This window comes from Runella salmonicolor (assembly GCF_024158025.1).
In the GTDB taxonomy this organism is placed as follows: domain Bacteria; phylum Bacteroidota; class Bacteroidia; order Cytophagales; family Spirosomataceae; genus Runella; species Runella salmonicolor.
Genome location: NZ_JAMZEL010000005.1, coordinates 140,613 through 162,630 on the forward strand (window position 1 = coordinate 140,613; position 22,018 = coordinate 162,630).

The 22,018-nt window shown below is 47.3% G+C and carries 22 protein-coding genes; 12 read left to right on the forward strand and 10 right to left on the reverse strand.

The window, feature by feature from the left end; genetic code table 11:
* Positions 1–5: 5 nt before the first annotated feature.
* Genes NCI00_RS13950 through NCI00_RS13960 form a run of 3 tightly spaced genes read left to right on the forward strand, consistent with a single transcriptional unit; the run spans position 6 to position 5,829 of the window.
* Positions 6–833, forward strand: a complete 828-nt coding sequence (locus tag NCI00_RS13950) for a sugar phosphate isomerase/epimerase family protein (protein ID WP_253528553.1) — start codon at positions 6–8, stop codon at positions 831–833.
* Positions 834–866: 33 nt separating this feature from the next.
* Positions 867–1,988, forward strand: a complete 1,122-nt coding sequence (locus NCI00_RS13955) for a Gfo/Idh/MocA family protein (RefSeq protein WP_166556607.1) — start codon at positions 867–869, stop codon at positions 1,986–1,988.
* Positions 1,989–2,016: 28 nt separating this feature from the next.
* Positions 2,017–5,829, forward strand: coding sequence for a PVC-type heme-binding CxxCH protein (locus NCI00_RS13960; protein ID WP_253528554.1), 3,813 nt, complete (start codon positions 2,017–2,019; stop codon positions 5,827–5,829).
* 63 nt (positions 5,830–5,892) lie between these two features.
* Here NCI00_RS13960 and NCI00_RS13965 read toward each other — a convergent pair whose 3' ends face one another.
* The 8 genes from NCI00_RS13965 to NCI00_RS14000 all read right to left on the reverse strand — a co-directional run bounded on the left by NCI00_RS13965 (position 5,893) and on the right by NCI00_RS14000 (position 12,108).
* Positions 5,893–6,984 (reverse strand): acyltransferase family protein, encoded by a 1,092-nt coding sequence (locus tag NCI00_RS13965; RefSeq protein WP_253528555.1) that lies wholly within the window; start codon positions 6,982–6,984, stop codon positions 5,893–5,895.
* 45 nt (positions 6,985–7,029) lie between these two features.
* Complete coding sequence (locus NCI00_RS13970) at positions 7,030–8,214, reverse strand: cytochrome-c peroxidase (RefSeq protein WP_253528556.1); 1,185 nt, start codon at positions 8,212–8,214, stop codon at positions 7,030–7,032.
* Positions 8,215–8,278: 64 nt separating this feature from the next.
* Positions 8,279–9,196, reverse strand: a complete 918-nt coding sequence (locus NCI00_RS13975) for a TolB family protein (protein WP_253528557.1) — start codon at positions 9,194–9,196, stop codon at positions 8,279–8,281.
* Between the two features lie 204 nt (positions 9,197–9,400).
* The gene (locus tag NCI00_RS13980) at positions 9,401–9,943 is read right to left on the reverse strand and encodes a dihydrofolate reductase family protein (RefSeq protein ID WP_253528558.1); all 543 of its coding nucleotides are present in this window, start codon (positions 9,941–9,943) and stop codon (positions 9,401–9,403) included.
* 20 nt (positions 9,944–9,963) lie between these two features.
* Positions 9,964–10,290, reverse strand: coding sequence for an MmcQ/YjbR family DNA-binding protein (locus NCI00_RS13985; RefSeq protein ID WP_253528560.1), 327 nt, complete (start codon positions 10,288–10,290; stop codon positions 9,964–9,966).
* Between the two features lie 66 nt (positions 10,291–10,356).
* The gene (locus tag NCI00_RS13990; RefSeq protein WP_253528561.1) at positions 10,357–10,866 is read right to left on the reverse strand and encodes a YdeI/OmpD-associated family protein; all 510 of its coding nucleotides are present in this window, start codon (positions 10,864–10,866) and stop codon (positions 10,357–10,359) included.
* Between the two features lie 57 nt (positions 10,867–10,923).
* Positions 10,924–11,358, reverse strand: a complete 435-nt coding sequence (locus tag NCI00_RS13995; protein WP_253528562.1) for an SRPBCC family protein — start codon at positions 11,356–11,358, stop codon at positions 10,924–10,926.
* A 54-nt stretch (positions 11,359–11,412) separates the two neighbouring features.
* Entirely contained in the window at positions 11,413–12,108 is a 696-nt protein-coding gene (locus NCI00_RS14000; RefSeq protein WP_253528564.1) for a helix-turn-helix transcriptional regulator, read from the reverse strand.
* Between NCI00_RS14000 and NCI00_RS14005 the strand changes: the two genes are divergently transcribed.
* From NCI00_RS14005 to NCI00_RS14045, 9 genes are all read left to right on the forward strand, one after another.
* Entirely contained in the window at positions 12,107–12,337 is a 231-nt protein-coding gene (locus NCI00_RS14005; protein WP_253528565.1) for a hypothetical protein, read from the forward strand. The two genes, NCI00_RS14000 and NCI00_RS14005, sit on opposite strands and share 2 nt — an antisense overlap.
* Before the next feature lie 60 nt (positions 12,338–12,397).
* Complete coding sequence (locus NCI00_RS14010; protein ID WP_253528566.1) at positions 12,398–12,751, forward strand: YciI family protein; 354 nt, start codon at positions 12,398–12,400, stop codon at positions 12,749–12,751.
* 8 nt (positions 12,752–12,759) lie between these two features.
* On the forward strand, positions 12,760–14,007 hold the full coding sequence (locus NCI00_RS14015; protein WP_253528567.1) for an RNA polymerase sigma factor: 1,248 nt from the start codon (positions 12,760–12,762) through the stop codon (positions 14,005–14,007).
* A gap of 333 nt (positions 14,008–14,340) precedes the next feature.
* Positions 14,341–15,348, forward strand: coding sequence for a c-type cytochrome (locus tag NCI00_RS14020; protein WP_253528568.1), 1,008 nt, complete (start codon positions 14,341–14,343; stop codon positions 15,346–15,348).
* A 35-nt stretch (positions 15,349–15,383) separates the two neighbouring features.
* The gene (locus NCI00_RS14025; RefSeq protein WP_253528569.1) at positions 15,384–16,616 is read left to right on the forward strand and encodes a hypothetical protein; all 1,233 of its coding nucleotides are present in this window, start codon (positions 15,384–15,386) and stop codon (positions 16,614–16,616) included.
* A gap of 24 nt (positions 16,617–16,640) precedes the next feature.
* Complete coding sequence (locus NCI00_RS14030) at positions 16,641–17,582, forward strand: hypothetical protein (RefSeq protein ID WP_253528570.1); 942 nt, start codon at positions 16,641–16,643, stop codon at positions 17,580–17,582.
* A 67-nt stretch (positions 17,583–17,649) separates the two neighbouring features.
* Positions 17,650–18,804 (forward strand): FAD-dependent monooxygenase, encoded by a 1,155-nt coding sequence (locus NCI00_RS14035; protein ID WP_253528572.1) that lies wholly within the window; start codon positions 17,650–17,652, stop codon positions 18,802–18,804.
* A gap of 60 nt (positions 18,805–18,864) precedes the next feature.
* Positions 18,865–19,440 carry a hypothetical protein gene (locus tag NCI00_RS14040; RefSeq protein WP_253528574.1) on the forward strand — a complete coding sequence of 192 codons (576 nt, stop codon included), beginning with the start codon at positions 18,865–18,867 and terminating at the stop codon, positions 19,438–19,440.
* The gene (locus NCI00_RS14045; RefSeq protein WP_253528576.1) at positions 19,437–20,438 is read left to right on the forward strand and encodes an alpha/beta fold hydrolase; all 1,002 of its coding nucleotides are present in this window, start codon (positions 19,437–19,439) and stop codon (positions 20,436–20,438) included. Before NCI00_RS14040 ends, NCI00_RS14045 begins: the two co-directional genes overlap by 4 nt.
* A gap of 55 nt (positions 20,439–20,493) precedes the next feature.
* Here NCI00_RS14045 and NCI00_RS14050 read toward each other — a convergent pair whose 3' ends face one another.
* The gene (locus NCI00_RS14050; RefSeq protein ID WP_253528579.1) at positions 20,494–21,378 is read right to left on the reverse strand and encodes a pirin family protein; all 885 of its coding nucleotides are present in this window, start codon (positions 21,376–21,378) and stop codon (positions 20,494–20,496) included.
* Positions 21,378–22,001 carry an alpha/beta hydrolase gene (locus NCI00_RS14055; RefSeq protein ID WP_253528582.1) on the reverse strand — a complete coding sequence of 208 codons (624 nt, stop codon included), beginning with the start codon at positions 21,999–22,001 and terminating at the stop codon, positions 21,378–21,380. Before NCI00_RS14055 ends, NCI00_RS14050 begins: the two co-directional genes overlap by 1 nt.
* Between the last annotated feature and the right edge of the window lie 17 nt (positions 22,002–22,018).

Genomic DNA, 22,018 nt, shown 5'->3' on the forward strand with positions numbered 1-22,018 from the left:
TCAGCATGAATCTGCTCCTATGGGGCACCCAAATTGACGAAAGCCTTTTCCCAACGCTTGACCTGATTCAGGAGATTGGGTTTGAAGGCGTAGAAGTTCCGATTTTCAACCCCAATCCCGACGCTTGGCATGGCTGGCGCAAAAAACTCGATGAACTCGGCCTTCACCGCGAATGTGACACCTTTTGCGGCCCTAATGAAAACCTCATCAGCGCCGATGCTTCCATCCGCGCCAATGCCCTTACCAACCTCAAAAGAACCGTCGACTGCGGTGCCGTTTTGGGCGCCACGAAGCTCATGGGGCCGTATCACTCAGCATTGGGGGTTTTTACGGGCCACCCCGCCACGGCCGACGAATGGAAATGGGGCGTAGAAGGTATTCACCAACTGGCCGAGTACGCCCAAAATCAAGGCATTTTGCTCGGATTGGAGTACTTAAACCGGTTTGAGTTATACCTCACAAGCTGCGGCGACGAACTCATTCATTTTGTGGACGACGTCAATCACCCCAACTGCAAAATCATGTTTGATACCTTCCACGCCAATATTGAAGAGAAAAACATTGGCGACTGTATCCGTAACATGGGCGACCGCATTGCGTTTATTCAACTTTCCGAAAACGACCGCAGTACCCCGGGCAAAGGCAATGTTGACTGGGCGGGGGCGTTTCAGGCCATCAAAGACATCAATTACGACGGTTGGCTGAGCATTGAAGCCTTTAGTCAGAAGCTTCCTGCGGCCAATATTTGGCGAAAAATGTTTGACTCTGAAGAGCAACTGATGCGCGACGGACTGGCATTTATCCGCAATTCATGCAACCGCATAGGGATATAAAACACATTTTTTGATAAAAAATCAAACCATATCATGTCTAAAAAAATCAACATCGCCATCGTAGGACTCGGTTTTGGAGCCGAATTTATCCCCATCTATCAGCGTCACCCAAACGCCAATATGTACGCCATTTGTCAGCGGAACGTTGAGAAACTCAACGCCATTGGTGACGCTTTCAACATTGATGTGCGTTATTCCAATTACGATGAATTATTGAAAGACCCCAATATTGACGCTGTTCATATCAACTCGCCCATCCCCAACCATGCCGAGCAAACCTTAAAGGCATTGCGCGCGGGAAAACACGTGGCCTGTACCGTACCCATGGCTACCTCGGTAGAAGATTGCATGGAAATCGTAAAAACCTGTAAAGAAACGGGCAAAAAATACATGATGATGGAAACAGTAGTGTACGCCCGTGAGTTTTTGTTTGTGAAAGAGTTGTACGAAAAAGGCGAACTCGGTAAAGTGCAGTTTCTGAAAGCATCTCACCAGCAAGACATGGATGGCTGGCCTGACTACTGGCCCGGTTTGCCTCCTATGCACTACGCCACGCACTGCGTAGGTCCAGTAGCGGGCTTGCTGCGGTTGGAAGCAGAATATGTTTCGTGTTTCGGTTCGGGCACAATTCGCGAAGAATTGGCCAAAATCCACAACTCACCGTTTGCCGTGGAATCAGCCCATATCAAGTTCAAAGACAGCGATTTGAGCGCTTATGTGTACCGTTCGTTGTTTGACGTAGCCCGCCAATACCGCGAAAGCTTTGAGGTGTATGGCTCTAAAAAATCATTTGAATGGCCGCTTATCGAAGGCGAAGAAGCCGTGATTCATACCGCCAAAAAAGAAGAGCACGAGATTCCAGAACGCGTAGCTACGCCCGATTATGCTCATTTGTTACCCGAAGAAATTCAGGCATTTACCACGAGAGGCGTGTATGATGTTGAAGAAAATACGCACCTTTCGTTTACCCAAGGAGCTGGCCACGGTGGCTCACACCCGCACTTAGCCCATGAATTTTTGACGGCTTTGGTCGAAGACCGTGACCCATTCCCCAACGCGGCCCAATCGGCCAACTGGACATCGGTAGGTATTTTGGCGCACGAATCGGCCATGCAGGGTGGCAAGATTATGTATTTGCCTGATTTTAATGCGTAACTTCGAAATCATCTGAATGAACCATACAATGAAACGTCTCCTACCCATTGTTTTACTCGCGATTTTGACGTGGCAATGCGCTACGCAAAAACCAAACGTCGGCAAGGTTTCAAACCTTGCCGACGTTACTGCCGACGTTACTCCACGCCGGTTGGAAATTCTGTTTCTGGGCGACAATGGACACCACCGCCCCATCGAGCGTGTGCCCGCCATCATGTCTGCGCTGGGAAGCAAGGGCATCAACTTTACCTATTCTGACCAATTGGAAGACCTCAATCCGACCAATCTGGCAAAGTATGACGGTGTATTGCTTTATGCCAACTGGGATACTATCAGCAAACCTCAGGAGCGTGCATTGGTAGACTACATTGCCAGTGGCAAAGGGTTCATTCCAGTTCACTGCGCATCGTATTGTTTCCGCAATTCCGATGAATTGGTAAAAATCATGGGTGGCCAATTCTGGCGGCACACGTGGGACACCATTCGTCCGGTTTGGACCAATCCCAACCACCCTGCTATCATGGGCGTGAAGCAGTTCAAAACACTGGACGAAACCTACCTCCACAGCAAACTCCAACCCGACAATCTGGTATTGACCGAGCGCGAGATTCAGCCCGACCAGTACAAAGATAAGCCCAACGCCAAAACGGAGCCATACACGTGGGTACGTACCCACGGCAAAGGCCGTATTTTCTACACGGCTTATGGTCACGACGACCGCACTTGGAGCCAGCCCGAGTTTATGAAAATGCTCGAAAAAGGAATTCGTTGGGCCGTGGGTGACCAAGCCGTCAAAAACCTAGATGCACTTGACCCGCTACCGTTTACGTATAAAGAAGCCAAACTTCCCAACTACGAAAAACGCCCTGGCCCACAATTGCAGCAAAATGCCGTCACGCCTGAGCAATCTATGAAACACATTCAGGTGCCCGCCGATTTTACCTTGGAGTTGTTTGCGGCAGAGCCTAACGTAATGCACCCCATTGCCATGAGCTGGGACGAGCGGGGTCGTTTGTACGTTTTGATTACCAAAGATTATCCCAACGAACGCAAAGATACAGGTGGCACTGATTACATCCTCATTTGCGAAGACACCGATAAAGACGGTAAAGCCGATAAGTTTACGCGTTTTGCCGAAGGATTAAGCATTCCAACGGGCATGGTATTTGCCAATGGCGGGCTCATCGTCAGCCAAGCACCGCACATGCTTTTCCTGAAAGATACCAACGGTGACGACAAAGCGGACGAAAAGAAAATCCTTTTCTCGGGCTTTGGTACGGGCGACACCCACGCGGGTCCAAGTAACTTACATTATGGTTTTGATAACTGGATTTGGGGTTGTGTGGGCTATTCTGGATTCGAAGGAAAACTCAAAGACAACACCGACAGTCTGAAATTCGGACAGGCATTTTTCCGTTTCAAACCCGATGGTTCTAAAATGGAATGGATGACAAGTACCTCCAACAACACGTGGGGAATGGCTTTCAACGAAGCTGGCGATGTGTTTGGCTCCACGGCCAACAACTCACACGGCTGGTACATGGCCATCCCGCACCGTTATTTTACGGGCAATACAGGCATGGGCCGCGACAACGGTAGCCGAGGTACCGATACCCACAAAGACATGAAGCCTATCACCCCACGGATTCGTCAAGTAGACGTTTTTGGGGGCTTTACCGCCGCCGCAGGACATAATTTCTATACCGCACGGGCCTTCCCTAAGAAATACTGGAACCAAATTGCCTTCGTCGCTGAGCCTACTGGTCACGTACTGCACCAAAACCAAATGGTAAAAAAAGGTACTGATTACGAAGACAAAGAAGCCTTCAACCTGATGGCTGGAGCCGACGAGTGGTTTTCGCCCGTTTTTGCCGAAGTTGGACCCGATGGGGCCGTTTGGGTAGCCGATTGGTACAGCTTTATTATTCAACACAATCCTACTCCACAGGGCTTTGGCAACGGAAAAGGAAATGCTTACGACACCGATCTTCGCGATTATACCCACGGACGAATTTACCGAGTAGGCTACAAGCAGGCACCTGCTTACACACCAATTTCATTGAGCAAAGACCGCCCAGCGGAATTGGTAGCAGCCCTGAAAAACTCTAATATGTTTTGGCGAAATCACGCCCAACGTATGTTGGTGGAAAGAGGCAATAAAGACGTTGTACCACAGCTGATTGCGTTGGTCAATGATACATCTGTGGACGAAATTGGCCTGAACCCTGCCGCAATTCATGCCCTCTGGGCGCTAGAAGGTTTGGGAGCTATGAATGATGAAAGTGTTTTGAAAGCCGTTACTTCTGCTTTAAAACATCCAAGCGCTGCCGTTCGCAAGAATGCCGTGCAAATTCTGCCTCCTACGGCCGCTACTGCACAAGTGCTGTTGGCCAATAATACGCTGAACGACAAAGAGCCGCTCGTGGTGCTGAATTCTCTTTTGAAATTTAGCGAAACGCCACTAACTCCCGAAGCTGAAAAGACCATTTTGGCTCGTTTCGAAAGCTCGAATGAAGCCGATGACCGTTGGCTTCCAGATGCATTCTCGATTATCCTGAATGCCCACGGCGGAAAATTAATGAAAGCCTATTTGGCAAAACGTACCGTCGGCATGAAAGCAGAGGTCGCACCGTCGCACGGCGGACCGTCGCACGGTAAGGCATCAGCTCCCATGAACCATGACCACAGCGCCATGCACGGGCCCAATGCCGCCCCACCGCAAGCATCGACTACTAATCATGCGGCACACGCCGCCACCAAGCCTGACTTTGCGATTACCAACATCACCACCACTCCCGCTCAGCCTTTTGTACGAGAGTATGCCGCCATCGCGATTGAAATAACCAACAAGGGAACTGCCATTCCAAAAGAAACCGTTCCTGTGGTGAAAGTTCAAATCGAAGGCTTGGGACTCAAAATCAATTTGGTAAGTTATCAATTGAAAAATGGTATCGGCGCGGGTGAAACCATTCAATTGGTCGAAAGTAACAACGGCCCTTGGGTTGGACGGATGGGATTTACGGCCGAACAAGCTGGTAAATTGCGCATTAGCGCCAGCATCGACCCCGATAACCTGATTTCCGAAGAAGATGACGTTAAGAACAACTCGTTTGCCAAAACCTTTGAAGTAAAACGCCCCGCCAAACTTTCCGACTTTGCGTTGGAGCGCGCCGCCCGGAGCTATGCTTCCTCTACAGTAAGCCCAGATTCGGTTATTGCGTTGATTGTCAAAGCCAATACGCTAGACAGCGAAGCTCGTTATGCGGTGTTGAAAGGAATCGTAAATGGTTGGAATCCACGTCGTAAAGTGACAACCAACGATGCCAACAAAATGCTGTTGGTCAGCACCAAAGAAACTATTTCGGAAGATTTGAAAGCCAAATTCACGGGAATTGTGGAGTCTTTCGGGGCCAATGCCTTGGTTCCCGTTGACCCGAACTTGCAGGTTATCAAAATCAAATCCATCAAGGAGGCGATGAAGTTTGACATCAAAGAGTTTACGGTCATTGCGGGCAAACCCGTTGAGTTGGTTTTTGAGAACCCCGATGCTATGCAGCACAACTTGGTGATTATCAAGCCAAAATCAACGGATATCGTAGGAAATGCTGCCGATAAGATGATTACTCAAAAAGATGCGGCCGAGAAAAACTACGTTCCTAATTTGCCACAAGTAATCGCGTTTACGCCGTTGGTCAACCCCGACCAAACCTACCGCCTTACCTTCACGGCACCAACTGAACCAGGAAATTACCCGTACATCTGTACGTTCCCCGGCCACTGGCGCCTGATGAGCGGGGTGATGAAAGTGGTGAAAGAGGAAGTGAAGACTACAAGTAAGTAGTCAAACGTATAACAATACAAAAAAGCGGCGCTGCACGATTTGCGGCGCCGCTTTTTTGTATTGTTACACTTTTATAATGATTCCTTTTTTATACATCACGTACAGAATCACAAACCAAATCGTGATAAACGTGAGCGCTCCTGCCAAGGAGGCGTTGTAAGGGTTATTGAACCAAACGCTTATCAGATTTTTCTGCATCCAAACCTGCGAACCTACGGGCCCTTCTGGCGTATTGATTTTAAAAAGCGGTAAGGTACGAGGAATAATCCCTGACAGAAAAAAGACTGTAATGGCATTGACGCCAAAGGCCACGAAAGGAGCCGTCCAGCGGCGGTAGCCCTGCACATCAATCAACCAATAACAGATAGCTAAAGCGACCATGGCCCAGCCCCCCGCATAAAGTACAAAAGAACTCGTCCAGAGGGATTTGTTAATAGGGAAAAATTCATTCCAAATCAGCCCGCCGATGATGAGCGCATTGCCCCAAAGAAATAGCCACGCCATCTTTTCAGCGTCGGTTCGTTGGCTTCGCAACCATTGCCCCGTCAACACACCCAACATGCCAGTGCCAATGGCGGGGATGGTGCTGAAAATTCCTTCGGGGTCCCATACTTTTGCCGACCGCCACAAATGCGCCGTGGTCAGCAGATTGCGGTCTACCCACGCGCCCAAGTTGGTGGTAGGCTCCAAATTGGCGTATCCTATCCCTGGCACGGGCACCAAAGTCATCAATAACCAGTAGGCACTAAGCAGTATAATAGTGGTAATAATTTGCGTGTTGCGCGATGTTTTGATAAAAATCAACGAACAAACCAAATACACAAGGGCAATCCGCTGCAAAACGCCGGGGATACGCACGTTGGCAAAATCAAACTTTGGATACAAATTCAGGAACAATCCCAAGCCAAATAAAATCAGACTGCGCTTGATGATTTTAGGGATAGATGGCGTGGTCTTGGCCATGGCGAAGGATATAGACACCCCCACAATAAACAAAAAAAAGGGAAAAATGAGGTCGGTGGGCGTGCATCCGTGCCAATGAGCGTGGAGCAAAGGCGCATAGACGTGCTCCCAATCGCCGGGGTTATTGACCAAAATCATGGCCGCGACGGTCATGCCACGAAATACATCCAAAGAAAGTAAGCGGTTTTGCATAGTTTGATGACGGAGGGGGTTTACTATGCAAGTTAAGCAAAATTATCAGTTGAGATTGCCGCCGGGCTTTAAGCCACTGGGCACGCGTTGGGGCACCGAACGGTCAAATTGGTCGTCATTGAGGGTATTCAGAAATTCTACAATCAACGAAATATCTTTGAAATCCACTTTGAGATTTTCAACAATCGGGTCGAGTTGCTCTTTTTTCACCTTCGGATTACGGATTTTATCCCCCGCCAAATCTTCGTAAAATTCGAGCACATGTTCCAGCGTTTTGAGCGTACCGCTGTGCATATACGGTGCCGTATAGCGCAAATTTCGCAAGCTTGGCGTCCTAAATTTGTATTGATTGTCCACCCCAGCATCCGACTGTGGTAGTTTTTCGTTATCAGCCACGCCCAATGCGTGCAATTGATAATCCGAAAGCATCGGGCCATTGTGACACTTGGCACATCCCGATTTCAAAAATGCCTGCATTCCATCCACTTCATTGATAGAAAGTGCATTTTTATCGCCCCGCAAATATTGGTCAAAACGCGAATTACCACCCACCAACGTACGCTCGTAAGCGGCAATGGCTTTGGCCATATTTTCTACCGTAATGGGTGATTCCATCGGAAAAGCCGCCCGAAAAAGGGCTTGGTATTCTTTGTTTTTTCTCAACCGATTCACCACGCTGTCAAGCGCTACTTCCAAAGCATACTGATGCCCACGCATCTCTTCCAAGGCTTTGACAGGCTCCAACGCCTGATTTTCAAGGCTTTTGACCCGCACGTCCCAAAACATGGGCGCGTTGGAGGGATTAGTGGCGGTAGCAAGCGTAACCCCATTAAAGGCCGCATTCAGAATGGTTTGCGAATTTCGTTTGACGAAAGGAATATCATTTGGAACGTTAAACGTTCGCTTACTGCCCATACCTCGCCCATTTGCACCGATGGAAAGCTCAAGACTTTCGGCAAACCCAAACTCTGGATGGTGACAGGTAGCACAGGCAACGTCTCTATGACCAGATAAAATGGGATCAAAAAACAGTAGACGTCCAAGAGCCACTTTCTCATCTGACGGAGCATTATCGGCGGGAAAAGGCACTTCGGTGGGCAAAGCGGCCAATTTGCTTATATCGTCTTGCTCCACCATTTTCTTTTGAGTCTGTTCTTCTCCACAGCCCCACACCGTCACCGTCATCCATAAAGCCACCGCCGTCAATGGACGCAAAGCCCGTTTATTCATACATTTATACCTGATTTTGGAAGGCAAGAGTACAAAGATGCTGAATATCAGGCAATGACTTGTGTCACTCTAGCTTGTAGGTTACAAAAATAATCTTTTTCCCATCCGGCGACCAGCATGGCACATTCAGCGTGCCTTGTCCACCCACAAAAGTCTCCGTTAGGTCTTTGACTTGTTTTGTTTTAAGGTTCAACAAACGCAATTTTACTTCTTTTCCCAACGGATGTGTTCCTTTTTGGTCTTCCAGATAAGACATATATACCAGCCATTTACCATCGGGGCTTGGGTGCGCAAACCAGTTATCAAATTCATCATCGGTGAGTCGTTCTTGGTCAGTTCCGTCGGGCTTCATCCGAAAAATCTGCATTCGGCCCGTGCGATTGGAGTTAAAATAAATAAACTTGGAATCATGCCCGTATTCGGGGCCCTCGTCCAAGCCCGTAGTACTAGTCAACCGAATCTCATCGCCTCCCGCCGTGGGTAATTTATAAATATCCCATTCGCCATTGCGCTGGGCCGAGTACAGTATATTTTTCCCCGAACGACTCACGCTGTGCCAAAAAGAAGGGGCTTTTTCGGTCAATAAAAGGGGTGTTCCACCTTCGATAGGAACTTTAAAAATGCGGGAGTTATTGTTGATACCCGCCCGAACGTCGTTGTAACTAAAGAAAATGCTTTTGCCGTCGTAGCTGATGCCGTGCGCGTTGTTGCAACGATTGGCAAATTCGGTGTCAACTACACCCAACGATTCACCTTTTAGGGATATTTTCTCCAGCAACCCTTTACTGTTAATGATAAAATACTTTCCATCCCGCGACCAATTGGGTGATTCCAACAGGAAACCAGCCGTCAGAATCACCTGTCTTTTGCCACTCCTAACGTCCATTACCTCGACGTTACTTTTTATTTTTCCAGTAACGGGCGCTTGAGAAAAAGCGAGTTGCACACTTAAAAGGCTTATTAAAACAATGTATTTTTTCATAGAGGGCGATGTTAAACAGCGTATATCCCGAACAATTGCATAAACTTTGCCAAAAGCAAAAAACTTAGATTTTAGCTCATCATTAACCACAAAAAATGAGAGAATTTAAGTAATCAAATCTACTTAAACTCTCTCATTTTTTATACTCTTCTGACTTTAATTAAAGCATAATAAGGATTTTTTTCGCAAACATCCCTTTCTCCCTTATCCGGTCTCTGTCGTATCCCACTTGCAGTCGTATTTCAAGGATACCAATCCAGTTTCATACACTTTTGAGTCGGTCAATGTCAGCCATCTTCGTTCTTTTAAACTACTAAAAAGTGGCTTTCCAGCCCCCAAAATAATGGGGTGAATCGACAGCCAAATCTCATCTACCAGGCCAAGATTCATGAGGGTATTGGTAAGTTCAGCGCCCCCAAAAAGCCAAATATCTTTGCCTTTTTGGTTTTTGATTGCTTTAACTCTCGCTTCAATATCTCCGCTGATGAGTGTTTTTTTGGGGCTTATATCGGCTTCGGTGAGGGTGGTGGAAAAAATATATTCCCTCATTTTGGGAAGCCAGCTCTCCTGCCCATCCCCTGCCAAGGCCATTTCGTAGGTTTTTCGACCCACAAAAATGCTATCTATCCGCGTAAAAAACTCATTTAATCCATAATCCTGATCGGTAAAGCACCAGTCGTATTCTCCATTGGGGCCTTCAATGTAGCCGTCTAAACTTACAGCTAGGCCTAAAACAATTTTTCTCATAGTTATCGGATTGTTTCTACTTACCTTTTTCGCTTTGGTTTTTCTGCAATGATATTGTTGTACGCAGTTTCAATGGCTTCGATAAAAGCACTCTTCCTGACTCGGTTGAGGTCAACGTGCGTCCAACCATACACTCCCCATTTGTTGGGGACGGGATAAAATGACGTGTCTTCGCAGTAAATTACCTGTTGTTCAGGCGTTAGTTTCAAGGTTACCCACTTGCTTTCGATGTTGAACGTCGCAAAAATTTTGCCGTTGATTTTGTAAGCAGGTTTATCAAAATGAGGTACCTCCACCGCGTTGGGCATTGAAGATAAAATCTCATGGGCTTGTTCTAAATCAACCATAGCATAAAAAAACAATGAGCTGTCAAAAGGAATGGGGAGCAACGAAATTACTTCATAGGTCGACGTTTACTTCTCTAGGTCGCGAAAATACCGCAAGGTTTCGCCATAATTCAACCCCATCATCATGCCCTTGATCATCATCGAAATGCGCTTGGTTTTGGTTTCTATCGTCTTGGCCGATTCAATCCATTTGCTGTAATAATTTTGGTGACTGGTAGGCAAACTATTGAAATACGCCAGTGCTTTAGGTTCATCTTCCAAACACGCCAGCAAGTCGTTGGACTGTGGCAAGGGGTCGGTATCTATTTCAAGCTCGACCTCGATGCTTGCGCCTTCTTTTTTTCGGATGCCGCGACGCATGTCGGCATTGACAGGAATGATAAAACCGCCCTCGCCCATGGGCAAAAGAGCCACCAGTTTGATAGAATACCCATCTAACTTGCCCTTTACCCGGTACGACGTTCTAACGCCAGGGTTGAGTTCGTTGGCAATATAGGGTGGAATTTCAAAATAGGTCCAGCCCGTTTTTTCGCCTTTTTTATCAAATTTTAGCAGCAATGCCTTGAAAGAAACCATTCGTTCATCGGTTGTCGGCGGCCAATTTAGCCCTTATTCAGTTTATTAACGAAGCGCTCACGCTTTATTTTCCACCAACTTTTGCATTTCTGCCAAAAGAGCCTGCCAGTTACTTTCAGAGTGGGCAAGGGCTTCTTCGTCTTTCAGATTGTCCTGCGTGATGGTCAACCGTGTTCCACCCTCGGCGGCTTCCAAGATGTATTCAATGTTGGCATAATTTTCAGGGATATCCTCCGTACCGCTGAATGAACTCCAATAGTTGTACGACAGATAACGCTCAGGTTCAAAGGCCAATACCGTTCCTTTGTCTTCGTATGCCACACCATCCCACTCACCCGTAAAGCGCACTGGTCCACCCACTTTCCAATCGGTAATCAAGGTGGTTCCGAAAAAATATTCCTTTACAACGGCAGGATTTGTAAGGGCATCCCAAACGGCAATAGCTGGGGCATGAAGGAGAATTGATGTTTTCAGGGCTAATTTTGTGTTCATAAAAGTGCTGTTTTTTTGATTTGGTAGCAAAGAAAACACCCTCCACTGACAACCCTATGTCAGTACCATTCGCATTTCTTGTTGTTTTATATAATCGTTGAGGTGCTGGTGGTTGGCTTTTCGAAAAGGCTTATACGTATTCTGTAATTTCAAGATGCGGGCCACTTTAAAGTCACGGTATTCATTTCGCAGCCAACACCACCCAATTACGTGCCACGCCATAGAATAAAAAACCATCCCAATCGGCTCCATTTCACGCAGGCTTACCTCCTGACCCGCATTTTGATAGTGTAGTTGTAAAATGGTCTGGGTCGTAATTGACGTTTGAATTTCGGCCAAGTATTCAAAATTATGATTGGGGCAAGACGCACTCGTCACCACCTTATCTTCCAGATGTTCAACGTGTTCTTTCTGCTGATGTTTAAGCACGGCCTTCACTTTATTGAGCGCCGAATGATAATGCCGTCGGATAGATTTGTCAGTAAAGCGCTCCACAATCGACTCCACCAACACCAGCGCATTGGCTTCTTCGGTGCTGAACATCACGGGGGGCAAAAAATAGCCCTGCATGACATAATATCCCTTGTTTGACTCAAACCCAATCGGAATCCCAATCTCATCCAATGCCTTTAAATCACGATAAACGGTACGAACACTCATACCAAAGCGCTCAGACAATGCCTCGGCTGAGGTATATTTTCGAGATTGCAGCGTAATGGCAATAGCCAATAAACGGTCGATGCGGTTCATGGGGAATAACAGAAAAATGATAAACAGAAAAATTCAAAATGTAAAAGTATTGGCTCGCAGATTCAAATCGGTTAGCCTAGCGGCAATGGAACAACAGAAAAATGATAAACAGAAAAATTCAAAATGTAAAAGTATTGGCTCGCAGATTCAAATCGGTTGGGGAATACGAGGGTCAAATGATTTATTTTTAAAATTAGAAAAAAAAATCTTCTTAGCTGTCCAGTTTTGATTGAGTCGTTCGTCATTCGTACAAATTCAATAAATTCGTTCACAAAAAACACAACTTACCATGAACAAGTACATGCTCGCCTTCTGGAATGCCATTCCTTCTGAAGAGTCTTTTGCCCAACTGTCGCCCGAAGCGATTCAGGTGGAAATCGAAAAATGGAATAATTGGATTGGAGGAATTGCCGCCCAAGGCAAAATGGTCGCCACCGAAGCACTGCACAATACGGGGAAAACGGTCTCTGGCTCCGCCAACATTGTTACGGATGGCCCGTTTACGGAAGGCAAAGAAATCATCGGCGGCTTTATGATTCTCACGGCCGACAGCCTGGAAGAAGCCGTAGAATTATCAAATGGCTGCCCTATTTATGACTCGGAGGGACGGGTAGAAGTGCGTCAAATTCAAGTTTTTAATTAATCTTCAGGATGACGGAAGTTAATCGTATGGCGGAGCATCTTTTTCGGCATGAGTCGGGAAAGATGCTCGCTGTACTCACGCGGGTATTTGGTTTTTCCAACTACGACACCGCCCGCGATGTGGTTCAAGATACTTTATTGGCCGCTCTGGAACAGTGGAAACTGAACGGCATCCCTGAAAATCCAACGGGATGGCTCTATACTTCGGCCAAAAACCGAGTGCTCGACCGGCTCCGTAGAGAGAAAAAAATGGCCGAAATAAGCCCCGACATTGCCTACGAATTCCAATCAGAACAGCAAATGCAGCAGCACATAGACCAATTGTTTCTGGAACATGAAATGGAAGACAGCCAGCTGCGGATGATGTTTGCGTGCTGCCACCCAAGTTTACCACCCGAAGCCCAAATAACGCTTATTCTACGAACACTCTGCGGGCTAAGCATTACCGAAATCGCCAACGCTTTTTTATCCAACGACGAAAACATTACCAAACGCCTCTACCGGGCCAAAGACAAAATCCGCAGCACGCCCATTGAGTTGGAAGTGCCCTACGGCAATGAACTTCCAACGCGACTGGATACGGTTTTAAAGGCTGTTTATCTGCTTTTCAACGAAGGTTACAATTCGCAGCACCCCGACCGGCTTATCAGGCAAGACCTGTGCGAAGAAGCCCTCCGACTAGGCACACTATTGAGTCAGCATCGGTATACCGACCTCCCCAAAACCGCCGCGCTGCTATCGTTGATGTATTTTCAAGCATCAAGGTTTGATGCCCGACAAGATGAGGAAGGAAATATTATTTTGTTAGCCAATCAAGACCGCCAAAAATGGAATCGGACGCGGATAGACGCAGGAATTGCCTTCTTAAATAGAGCCTCTCAAGGACCCGACATCAGCAGCTACCACCTCGAAGCCGCTATTGCTTCCTATCACGCCCGGGCTGAGCGTTTTGAAAGTACTAACTGGCAGGCCATTATGTATCTTTATCGGCTGTTGGAACAAATCAATCCGAGCGTAATGGTACAATTCAACAAAGCCATTGCCACGGGGTTTGCAGAAGGGCCACAACGAGGCACGGAAGCCTTACTGAACATAAAAGGGCTTGAAAACAATGCTTATTATCACACAGCATTGGGCGACTTTTTTGCGCAATTGAAAGACCCTAATAATGCGAAAACACACTATGAAGCCGCCATTCTGTTGACAAAGTCAAAGGCTGAATGGCAGTTGATATGGAAGAAAATAGATATGCTCTAATTGAGACTTTTTGAGCAAATTCAAAACATCGGTAATACCAACACGCCAACTATTCTATACTTCTTCCGATAAAGCCTACCAAAAACAAGCCTGCCGTTTTACAACGACTGAACGGGCGGTTGTTCCGTTACAGCTCCTTCAAATGACGTTTCATCAGGGACGCTATTGAAAATCCCCCTTCCCATTGCCCAATTTTGTATCGTCAATCGGCCAAACAAAGGCCTCTTGACGCAATGCAGCCATAAAACATACCGCAAAAACCCTCCGTTGGAAACGCCGCCGTTTGCCGCTGCAGTGCTATAATTCAGCCATTTTTTCCAACAATTTCAAGTCATGAAAACCATCCTTCGTTTCATTTTTATCGGTCTGGCCGTGGTGGTCACGGGCGTTAGTCTTGTACTGGTCTATGTTAAATTTTGGTTGCCCGATGTAGGTGCCGCTCCCGAATTAAAAATCAATACTACGGCCGCCCAGATTGAACGGGGGCGCTACCTGGCTAATCACGTCAGTGTGTGCATGGATTGCCACAGCACCCGCGACTGGAACCTTTTTGCAGGCCCACCCAAGGCGGGCACCGAGGGCAAGGGGGGTGAGCGCTTCGGCCCAGAGATGGGATTGCCGGGCACTATTTATTCGCGCAATATCACCCCTGCTGGCGTGGGCCACTGGACCGACGGCGAGTTGTTTCGCGCTATTACCTCAGGGGTAACTCGCGATGGCAAAGCCCTGTTTCCATTGATGCCTCACCCTTCCTATGGCCGTATGGATCAGGAGGATATCAAATCCATCATTGCCTACCTCCGCTCTCTCAAGCCCATTTCAAACGAGGTGCCTGATTCAGAATTAGAATTTCCAATGAATTTTATTGTCAATACCATTCCGCAAAAACCCAATTTTCAAACTCGCCCCGACACAACCGACCAGATAGCCTATGGACGCTACATGGTCAATGCCGCTGGCTGTGCCGAGTGCCACACCAAAAGAGAAAAAGGAGAACATGTGGCAGGAATGGAATTTGCGGGAAGTGCAGAATTTGCCTTACCGGGGGGTATTGTACGTTCGGCCAACCTTACGCCTGATGCCGAAACTGGGCTAGGACGCTGGACCAAAGCTGCCTTTATAGCTCGTTTCAAAGCCCTCGACCCAGCCACTGGCTATAAACCACATCCCGTAAAACCCGGCGACCGACAAACGATTATGCCTTGGCCAATGTACGCAGGGATGAGCGAGCAGGATTTGGGGGCCATTTATACCTACTTACAAACGCTTAAACCTATCCCAAACAGGGTAGTAACCTTTACCCCTACCACTTCTGAAAAGGAGACCATTGCATCAAAATAATCAACTAACAGTAAAACAATCAATTTCTCACAGCCATGAAAAATATTACAAATACACTACTGGGCCTCGCGCTCATCACCCTCTCGGTTTCGTGTACCGAACCCGACCCCGCTCCCACCCAATTGCCAGAACCCACTGGACACGTTACGGCACAGGGCACCCCAGACGGTACGGCCATAACGGCCGCAATAGGCCCCGCCGGAGGGGCTATTGAGTCGACCGACAAGCGTATCCGCGTCGAAATTCCCGCTGGTGCATTGACCGCTACTCAGACCATTACCTTACAGCCCATTACCAATAAAGCTCCTAACGGCCAAGGACAGGCCTTCCGGCTTACCCCCCACGGATTGCAGTTTGCCAAACCAGCCACTATTTCTTTTAAATACACCGATGAAGACCTCAATGGTACTTTTGCCGAAGCATTGGGGATTGCTTACCAAAATGATAAAGGGATTTGGAAAGTACCAACCGGTTTAACGTTGAACAAAGAAGCCAAGACAGTTACTATCAAAACAACCCATTTCAGTGATTGGAGTTTCTTTGAAGCCATCAGTCTTGAACCAGCCTATCGGTATATGGATCCCGGAGAAAAGGGCAACTTGGCCGTCAGATACGTGCTTCCGGACGAATTTCTTTTAGTACCCATTGGCGATGAAGCTCAGGAATTGGAGTTGCTCAATCCGGAACATCTACTGGATGCCAAATATATCGACAAGTGGGAACTGAAAGGCGACGGTGAACTGAAACCCACCAACAGCACGGCGGTGTATCAGGCACCCAACCACATTCCGGGGCAGAATCCGGTACGGGTGGAAGTAAGCATTAAATCCAATAGAAGAGCCGTCGGACTGCTGATTGCCCGTATCTACGTGGCTCCCGAAGGCATTACGCTGCAAATAGACGGCGGTGATTGGATCACTTACCGCGGAGGCGCTAATTTTAACCATATTCAAAACGTGATTGAAGGAAAAAACGGTAGCCAGTACGTTTCAATGGGTTGGTCTGGCGGACGGCAAGGGCAGTTTCACTGGACACTCAATACCCAAGTTTCCTTTGTGCTTTACACCGGCTTCAGACACTACCAAAACCGCTACGGCACGCGGCCTGACGTAAGCGGCGGAACCCTGAACATAGACACCGACCAATGGCAGGGCTACGTTCTCGGCACCTTCCATCTGGAACCTGCCGGCTGGTATCAAGCCGACCCTTACAATCCTGTGGGTACGTCACAAATTCGGGGAATATTCAGAGTAAAAAGTGTGAATTAGTTTAATTATCAACGATTTATAGCCATGAAATACATCCCTATTCTTTGCACCCTTCTCTTTTTGGCCGCGTTGATGGCCATGCGCCCGCTTGATGCCTTGACCGATACGGGAGTCACTTTTGAAAATGTGCGTCAGGGAGTATTGGACAATTTGGCCGAAGAAAAATACTTTTTATTTAACAGCACATCGGCCATGCGTAAAATCGCCAAAGGGATTCCCGAAAACGCACAGGCTACGACCGTAAGAGCTTTAGGCAAATGGGTTCGTTCGTATGTTGAGTCTGATAATTTCAAACAGGAATATCGGCAATGGCTCAAACAAAAATACCCCGTTGACGAAACTTACAGCGACGCGGTTGTAGCACAACGCGAACAGGCAGTAGGTGGAATGGATGCGGCTATTAGCCAACAAATGGCGCTGATTCAGCAAACGTATGCGCAACTCGACCCGGCCATGCTGCAAATGGGCATCAAGTCACAACTTTCTCAACAGGAAGCCCAATTGGCTACTCTTGAAGGCGAAGAACGCGCAGCAAAAGCCCGCGAGTTGGCGGAACTCAAAAAGATTTTGGCCGCCACAGAAGGGAAATCTACGGAATTTAAAAAGCAATTTATGGCTTACCACAGCAAATTGCTGAAACAGGGAAGCGACCAAAGCAAGAGTCAACAACAAAAGGATTTGGCCAACGCCCAAGAGCGCAATGTGGAATACAAAAAACAGACAGCTATTTTGGATGCCCACAGCGATTTTCGGCCGCTGTTGCGGCAACGCCTCAAAAACTTTATTGCCCTTTGCGATGAAGTTGACTTCAACGCCAAACTGGTACCTTCGGGCAGAAAACAGGAATTTATCAACCCATTGTATCAGCGCAAACCCGCCGAATGGAAGTTTTTGTACCGTCTTGGTAAAACACCCGTGCTGGAAGCCCGAGCGTTTGCTCAGGAATGGTTAACTGACTTAAAATAGAAGGCATCCATTAAGAACCACCTACTTTTTATCTTTACAAAGTATGCTCAGCAAACAACCCAGTTTTATGAAAATCGCTATCATTGGGGGAGGAATCGCAGGTCTGACCACCGCGATTGCTCTCCGGCAAATTGGAATCAACGTAAGCATTTACGAAGCCAATCAGGAACTTCGCCCCGCAGGAGCAGGTATTGCCTTGGCTGCCAATGCAGTAAAAGCCTTTGAATTGCTCGGTCTCAGCGATAAAATATTGGCTCACGGAAACCCCTTCGAGCTCTTTTCTATCTTAGATAAACAGGGGAAAATCATTACCGAATCAAATTACTTTGCAGCCGTCGAGAAATACAAAGTAATAGGCAGTTTTTCCATTCATCGTTCTGATTTACAAAAGACGCTTTTAGAGGCAATCGAGGATATTCCACTGTACTTAGGGCATCAATTTCTTACACTCACTCAAAACAATGAAGGAGTCACCTTGGTGTTTCGTAACGGCCATACTGCTACTTTCGATTATGTTTTGGCGGCCGATGGTATTCATTCTGCCGTTCGTCAGCAATTGGTACCCAGCACCAAAATAAGATACGCTGGGTACACCTGTTGGCGAGGAGTAACCGACACTGCTCCGTCAGGCCTAAACCCCAAACAAGCCACCGAAACGTGGGCATCAGAAGGAAGATTCGGCATTGTGCCGCTTCAGGGAGGGCGTATTTACTGGTTTGCCTGCGTCAATGCACCAACAGGCGATGAACCCCGTTTCCGAAATTTTACCAAAACTGATTTGTTGCACCATTTTGGTCAATTACACGCTCCGGTAGCCCAAATCATTGGCCTTACGCCCGAAAAACGGATTTTGCACAATGATATTATTGATTTAAAACCGCTTCGTCAACTGGCCTACGGCAAAGTATTGTTGATGGGCGATGCCGCTCATGCCATGACCCCCAACATGGGGCAAGGGGCATGTCAGGGAATTGAAGATGCGGTGGTACTTCAACGGCTGATTAGGCAATACCCAACCGACTTGTCGGAAGTCTTTCAGAAGTTTGAAGCAGTACGTTTACCTCGAACAACAACCATTGTGAACCGCTCTTTTACACTTGGTAAAATTGCACAGGCGAGTCAGCCCTGGCTGGTTGCTTTACGCAATGCACTTTTCAGACTGATGCCTGCTAGTATGAACAATCGACAGTTAGATTTTATAATGGATATGAATGCCGCCTAAACCGCTACACTCAACCCATTGAGTCATCGGAGAACATTGGCAAAATCAGAAAACTAAGCCATGAAAAATATTCATTTAAGCCTGTATTTGATGCTGGGGCTACTTATCCTCACCCAAAAAAATACACAGGCGCAATCGCTCAGGATCAGTTATTACGGCGAAACCATTACGCATTATGGCCTCAAAACTGCGTATGAATACCCAATTTTCAGTAAAATAAAAGAGCGTAATCAATCGCGTAAAATGCTTTTGATTGCGCCAAGCGCGGCACTTTACCGCCATCCGCGTAATCATTTCGGTATCATCATAGCCCCCGAGTTGATATATCGACGTATAGGCAAACGGGGTACGCTGCTTGAGGCAGGCATTGCCCCTGCGTACTTTCGTTATTTTTTGGAGGGTTCTACCTACCAAGTAACCGCAAATGGTGAATTGGAACGCATACGCTATGCTGGAGGAAATGCTTTCTTGCCTACTGTTTTCGTAGGCACTGGACGCGCTCTTTCTGTGCGTCGCGGCCTTTCTTTTGATTGGTATACTCGACTGAATATCAGTCAACAACGCCCCTATAACACATCCGCTCTTACCCGATTCAGTCTGGAAATAGGGGCTATTTTTCCCTTCAAAAAGCAATGAAAACAATCCATAAGTTATTTACGAGCCTCGCAATTATCCTAATTTTGGTTTCCTGTAAAGACCAAGATGTAGAGCCAACCGAGCAAAAAACACTTTTTCTCCGTCATAAAGGAGCCGATATGCCCGTTTGGGTACACGGAAATGCCCAATCAAACAAAATTGTGCTGTATTTGCACGGTGGACCGGGCGATTGTGCGATGTGTTACCGGTATTATTTTAAAGAACTGGAAAACGACATGATGGTGGCCTATTGGGACCAACGGGTAGCGGGAGCATCGTCTGGTAAAGTAGATTCGGCAACGTTACGCTATGCTCAATTCAGTGAGGATGCTTTTTATGTTGTCAAACTGCTCAAACAACAGTACCCCAACGCTCAGATTTATTTGTTAGCGCATAGTTTTGGCGTTGAGCTGGCTTGGCAGTTTTTGACCACGAACAATAATCAGCAAATGATTTCTGGATTAATGGCCGTCAATGGGATGTTTTCTTATTATCGTTGGCTGTATCATGTTCGGGAATGGGCATTGCGTGAGGCAAAAAAGCAAAATAATGCCGAAGCAGAACGTGAATTAATGGCCAATCCAGTAACTCTTGAAAATACAGCAACCGTTAATTGGGAGCTTATTTATCGGTGGATGCACAAACTGGGCGGTAATCCAGTGTCTCTGTATGACGATAAAAAATACCTAGCAAATTACGCTTTTGCTTCACCCAATACCGCTTTAGCGCAGTTTACTCATTCCAAAGCCTACAGTTATTACGGTGAAGTTGAAAGTCGTCTTTTTGAAAAAGGAGCTTTATTGAAAAATATTCGGATTCCAGTCAGGCTGTTTTGGGGAGTAAAAGATGGTGTAGTACCCGTAGAAGTAGGACGTGAAACCCAACAATTGCTGACCAATACTTCGGTGTCAACGGTGGAGTTCAGTCAATCATGGCACGAACCTTTTATCACTGAAACTCAAGAATTTAATAATGCCGTACGCAGTTTTGTGAAGTAATCATTTTCAACCATCGCATCGCGGGGCCGCGATGCGATGGTTGAAAAAAGAAGGTTTACTCAGAATATTCCACTGGCTCCAAAAAGCCCATTTTGCCCGATTGATAATCCTGAAGCGTTTGCATGATTTCGGCTTGCGTGTTCATCACAAACGGACCATAACTTGCAATCGGCTCATTGATAGGCTCTCCGCCCAAAATCAATAACCGCGCCCCTTTTGTGCCAGTTGACACCGAAATCCATTCTCCTTGCTGACTGAGTTTGGCAATGCGCTTGGCAGCGGCTTTTTCGGTATTGTTCAAAACCACTTCTCCCTGCGCCACATGAATCGCCACGTTGAATCCTTCGGGCAGTTGCAGCTCAAATTGACTTTCACCTGACACAATCACCTCCGCTAAAAGTACGGGCGTGTAGGTAAGCGCGGGCCCTTTGATTCCGTTCAATTCGCCCGAAATAACACGTAATTGGGTGTTTTCATTGACCGCAACCGCTGGAATTTGGGCAGAGGTAAGTTCCTGATAACGCGGCTTCTCCATTTTGTGCGCCCTCGGGAGGTTCACCCACAACTGCACAAAATCCAAAATCCCACCCTGACGCGAGAAGTTGGCCTCGTGTTTTTCTTCGTGAACCAAGCCCGATGCTGCCGACATCCATTGCACATCGCCCGCAAAAATAACACCCTTATTACCTGCCGAATCGCGGTGCTGAAGCGCGCCTTCAAACACTACTGTGACGGTTTCGATACCTCGGTGTGGGTGTTCATCTACGCCTTTCGGAATCCGTGAAGGCTTCACCTGCATCGGGCCGTGGTGGTCGAGCATCAGAAAAGGGCTAAAATCTTGAAATCGTTGGGAAGGAATCATGCTTTGTCCTACAAATCCATCGCCCACCTGCTGCGGACGGCCTTCCCATACGTACGAAATGGTTTTGAATGTTTTCATTATGCTTGGTTTAACACCTGATTAATGTGATTGATTTCGTCCTGAAAAACACTGTGCGGGGCGTTGGGATAGATTCGTTCCGTTACGTTAGCCCCTAAATTTTTGAATACTTCGGTACTGTCCTGAACGCGGTGCAAAGGCACGTGCGAATCTACATCCGAACATCCCAAAAAGATGGGCGTTCCTTCAAAATCGCCCGAGTAACGCTCCGTCTTGATAGAATCGCCAATGACGCCACCGCTTAAAATAAACACTCCTCCCAACGGCTGCGCATTCCGCGCCGCAAACTCTGCCGTCAAACACGCGCCCTGCGAAAAGCCCAACAAGTAAATCTGCCTCGAATCAAAACCTTGCCGCTTGATATCTTCCACCAGTTGGCTCAACACCTGCAACCCTGCCGATAGGCCCGGTTCATTTTGATTTTCGGGTGCCAAAAAACTGTACGGATACCAAGTGTTGCCCGTAGCTTGAGGCGCCACCAGCGCGGTGTTTTCCACGTTGAGTTCAGCGGCCAAACTCAGGATGCTTTGCGCACTCGCCCCGCGTCCGTGGGTCATGATGAGTACGCGTTTGGCTTGGGCAAGCGGCTGGCCCGCCCAAACGGTATTGTTTATGTTGTGCATGTTAGCCCCACCCCTGC

Coding starts and splice junctions, on each gene's coding strand:
- NCI00_RS14020 (WP_253528568.1), top strand. CDS start 14,341: ATGAAAACCATCCTTCGTTTCATTTTTATCGGTCTGGCCGTGGTGGTC.
- NCI00_RS14045 (WP_253528576.1), top strand. CDS start 19,437: ATGAAAACAATCCATAAGTTATTTACGAGCCTCGCAATTATCCTAATT.
- NCI00_RS14025 (WP_253528569.1), top strand. CDS start 15,384: ATGAAAAATATTACAAATACACTACTGGGCCTCGCGCTCATCACCCTC.
- NCI00_RS13990 (WP_253528561.1), bottom strand. CDS start 10,866: ATGGTTTCTTTCAAGGCATTGCTGCTAAAATTTGATAAAAAAGGCGAA.
- NCI00_RS14040 (WP_253528574.1), top strand. CDS start 18,865: ATGAAAAATATTCATTTAAGCCTGTATTTGATGCTGGGGCTACTTATC.
- NCI00_RS13980 (WP_253528558.1), bottom strand. CDS start 9,943: ATGAGAAAAATTGTTTTAGGCCTAGCTGTAAGTTTAGACGGCTACATT.
- NCI00_RS14050 (WP_253528579.1), bottom strand. CDS start 21,378: ATGAAAACATTCAAAACCATTTCGTACGTATGGGAAGGCCGTCCGCAG.
- NCI00_RS14010 (WP_253528566.1), top strand. CDS start 12,398: ATGAACAAGTACATGCTCGCCTTCTGGAATGCCATTCCTTCTGAAGAG.
- NCI00_RS13955 (WP_166556607.1), top strand. CDS start 867: ATGTCTAAAAAAATCAACATCGCCATCGTAGGACTCGGTTTTGGAGCC.
- NCI00_RS13965 (WP_253528555.1), bottom strand. CDS start 6,984: ATGCAAAACCGCTTACTTTCTTTGGATGTATTTCGTGGCATGACCGTC.
- NCI00_RS13985 (WP_253528560.1), bottom strand. CDS start 10,290: ATGGTTGATTTAGAACAAGCCCATGAGATTTTATCTTCAATGCCCAAC.
- NCI00_RS13995 (WP_253528562.1), bottom strand. CDS start 11,358: ATGAACACAAAATTAGCCCTGAAAACATCAATTCTCCTTCATGCCCCA.
- NCI00_RS14015 (WP_253528567.1), top strand. CDS start 12,760: ATGACGGAAGTTAATCGTATGGCGGAGCATCTTTTTCGGCATGAGTCG.
- NCI00_RS14055 (WP_253528582.1), bottom strand. CDS start 22,001: ATGCACAACATAAACAATACCGTTTGGGCGGGCCAGCCGCTTGCCCAA.
- NCI00_RS14035 (WP_253528572.1), top strand. CDS start 17,650: ATGAAAATCGCTATCATTGGGGGAGGAATCGCAGGTCTGACCACCGCG.
- NCI00_RS14005 (WP_253528565.1), top strand. CDS start 12,107: ATGGGGAATAACAGAAAAATGATAAACAGAAAAATTCAAAATGTAAAA.
- NCI00_RS14030 (WP_253528570.1), top strand. CDS start 16,641: ATGAAATACATCCCTATTCTTTGCACCCTTCTCTTTTTGGCCGCGTTG.
- NCI00_RS13950 (WP_253528553.1), top strand. CDS start 6: ATGAATCTGCTCCTATGGGGCACCCAAATTGACGAAAGCCTTTTCCCA.
- NCI00_RS13975 (WP_253528557.1), bottom strand. CDS start 9,196: ATGAAAAAATACATTGTTTTAATAAGCCTTTTAAGTGTGCAACTCGCT.
- NCI00_RS13960 (WP_253528554.1), top strand. CDS start 2,017: ATGAAACGTCTCCTACCCATTGTTTTACTCGCGATTTTGACGTGGCAA.
- NCI00_RS13970 (WP_253528556.1), bottom strand. CDS start 8,214: ATGAATAAACGGGCTTTGCGTCCATTGACGGCGGTGGCTTTATGGATG.
- NCI00_RS14000 (WP_253528564.1), bottom strand. CDS start 12,108: ATGAACCGCATCGACCGTTTATTGGCTATTGCCATTACGCTGCAATCT.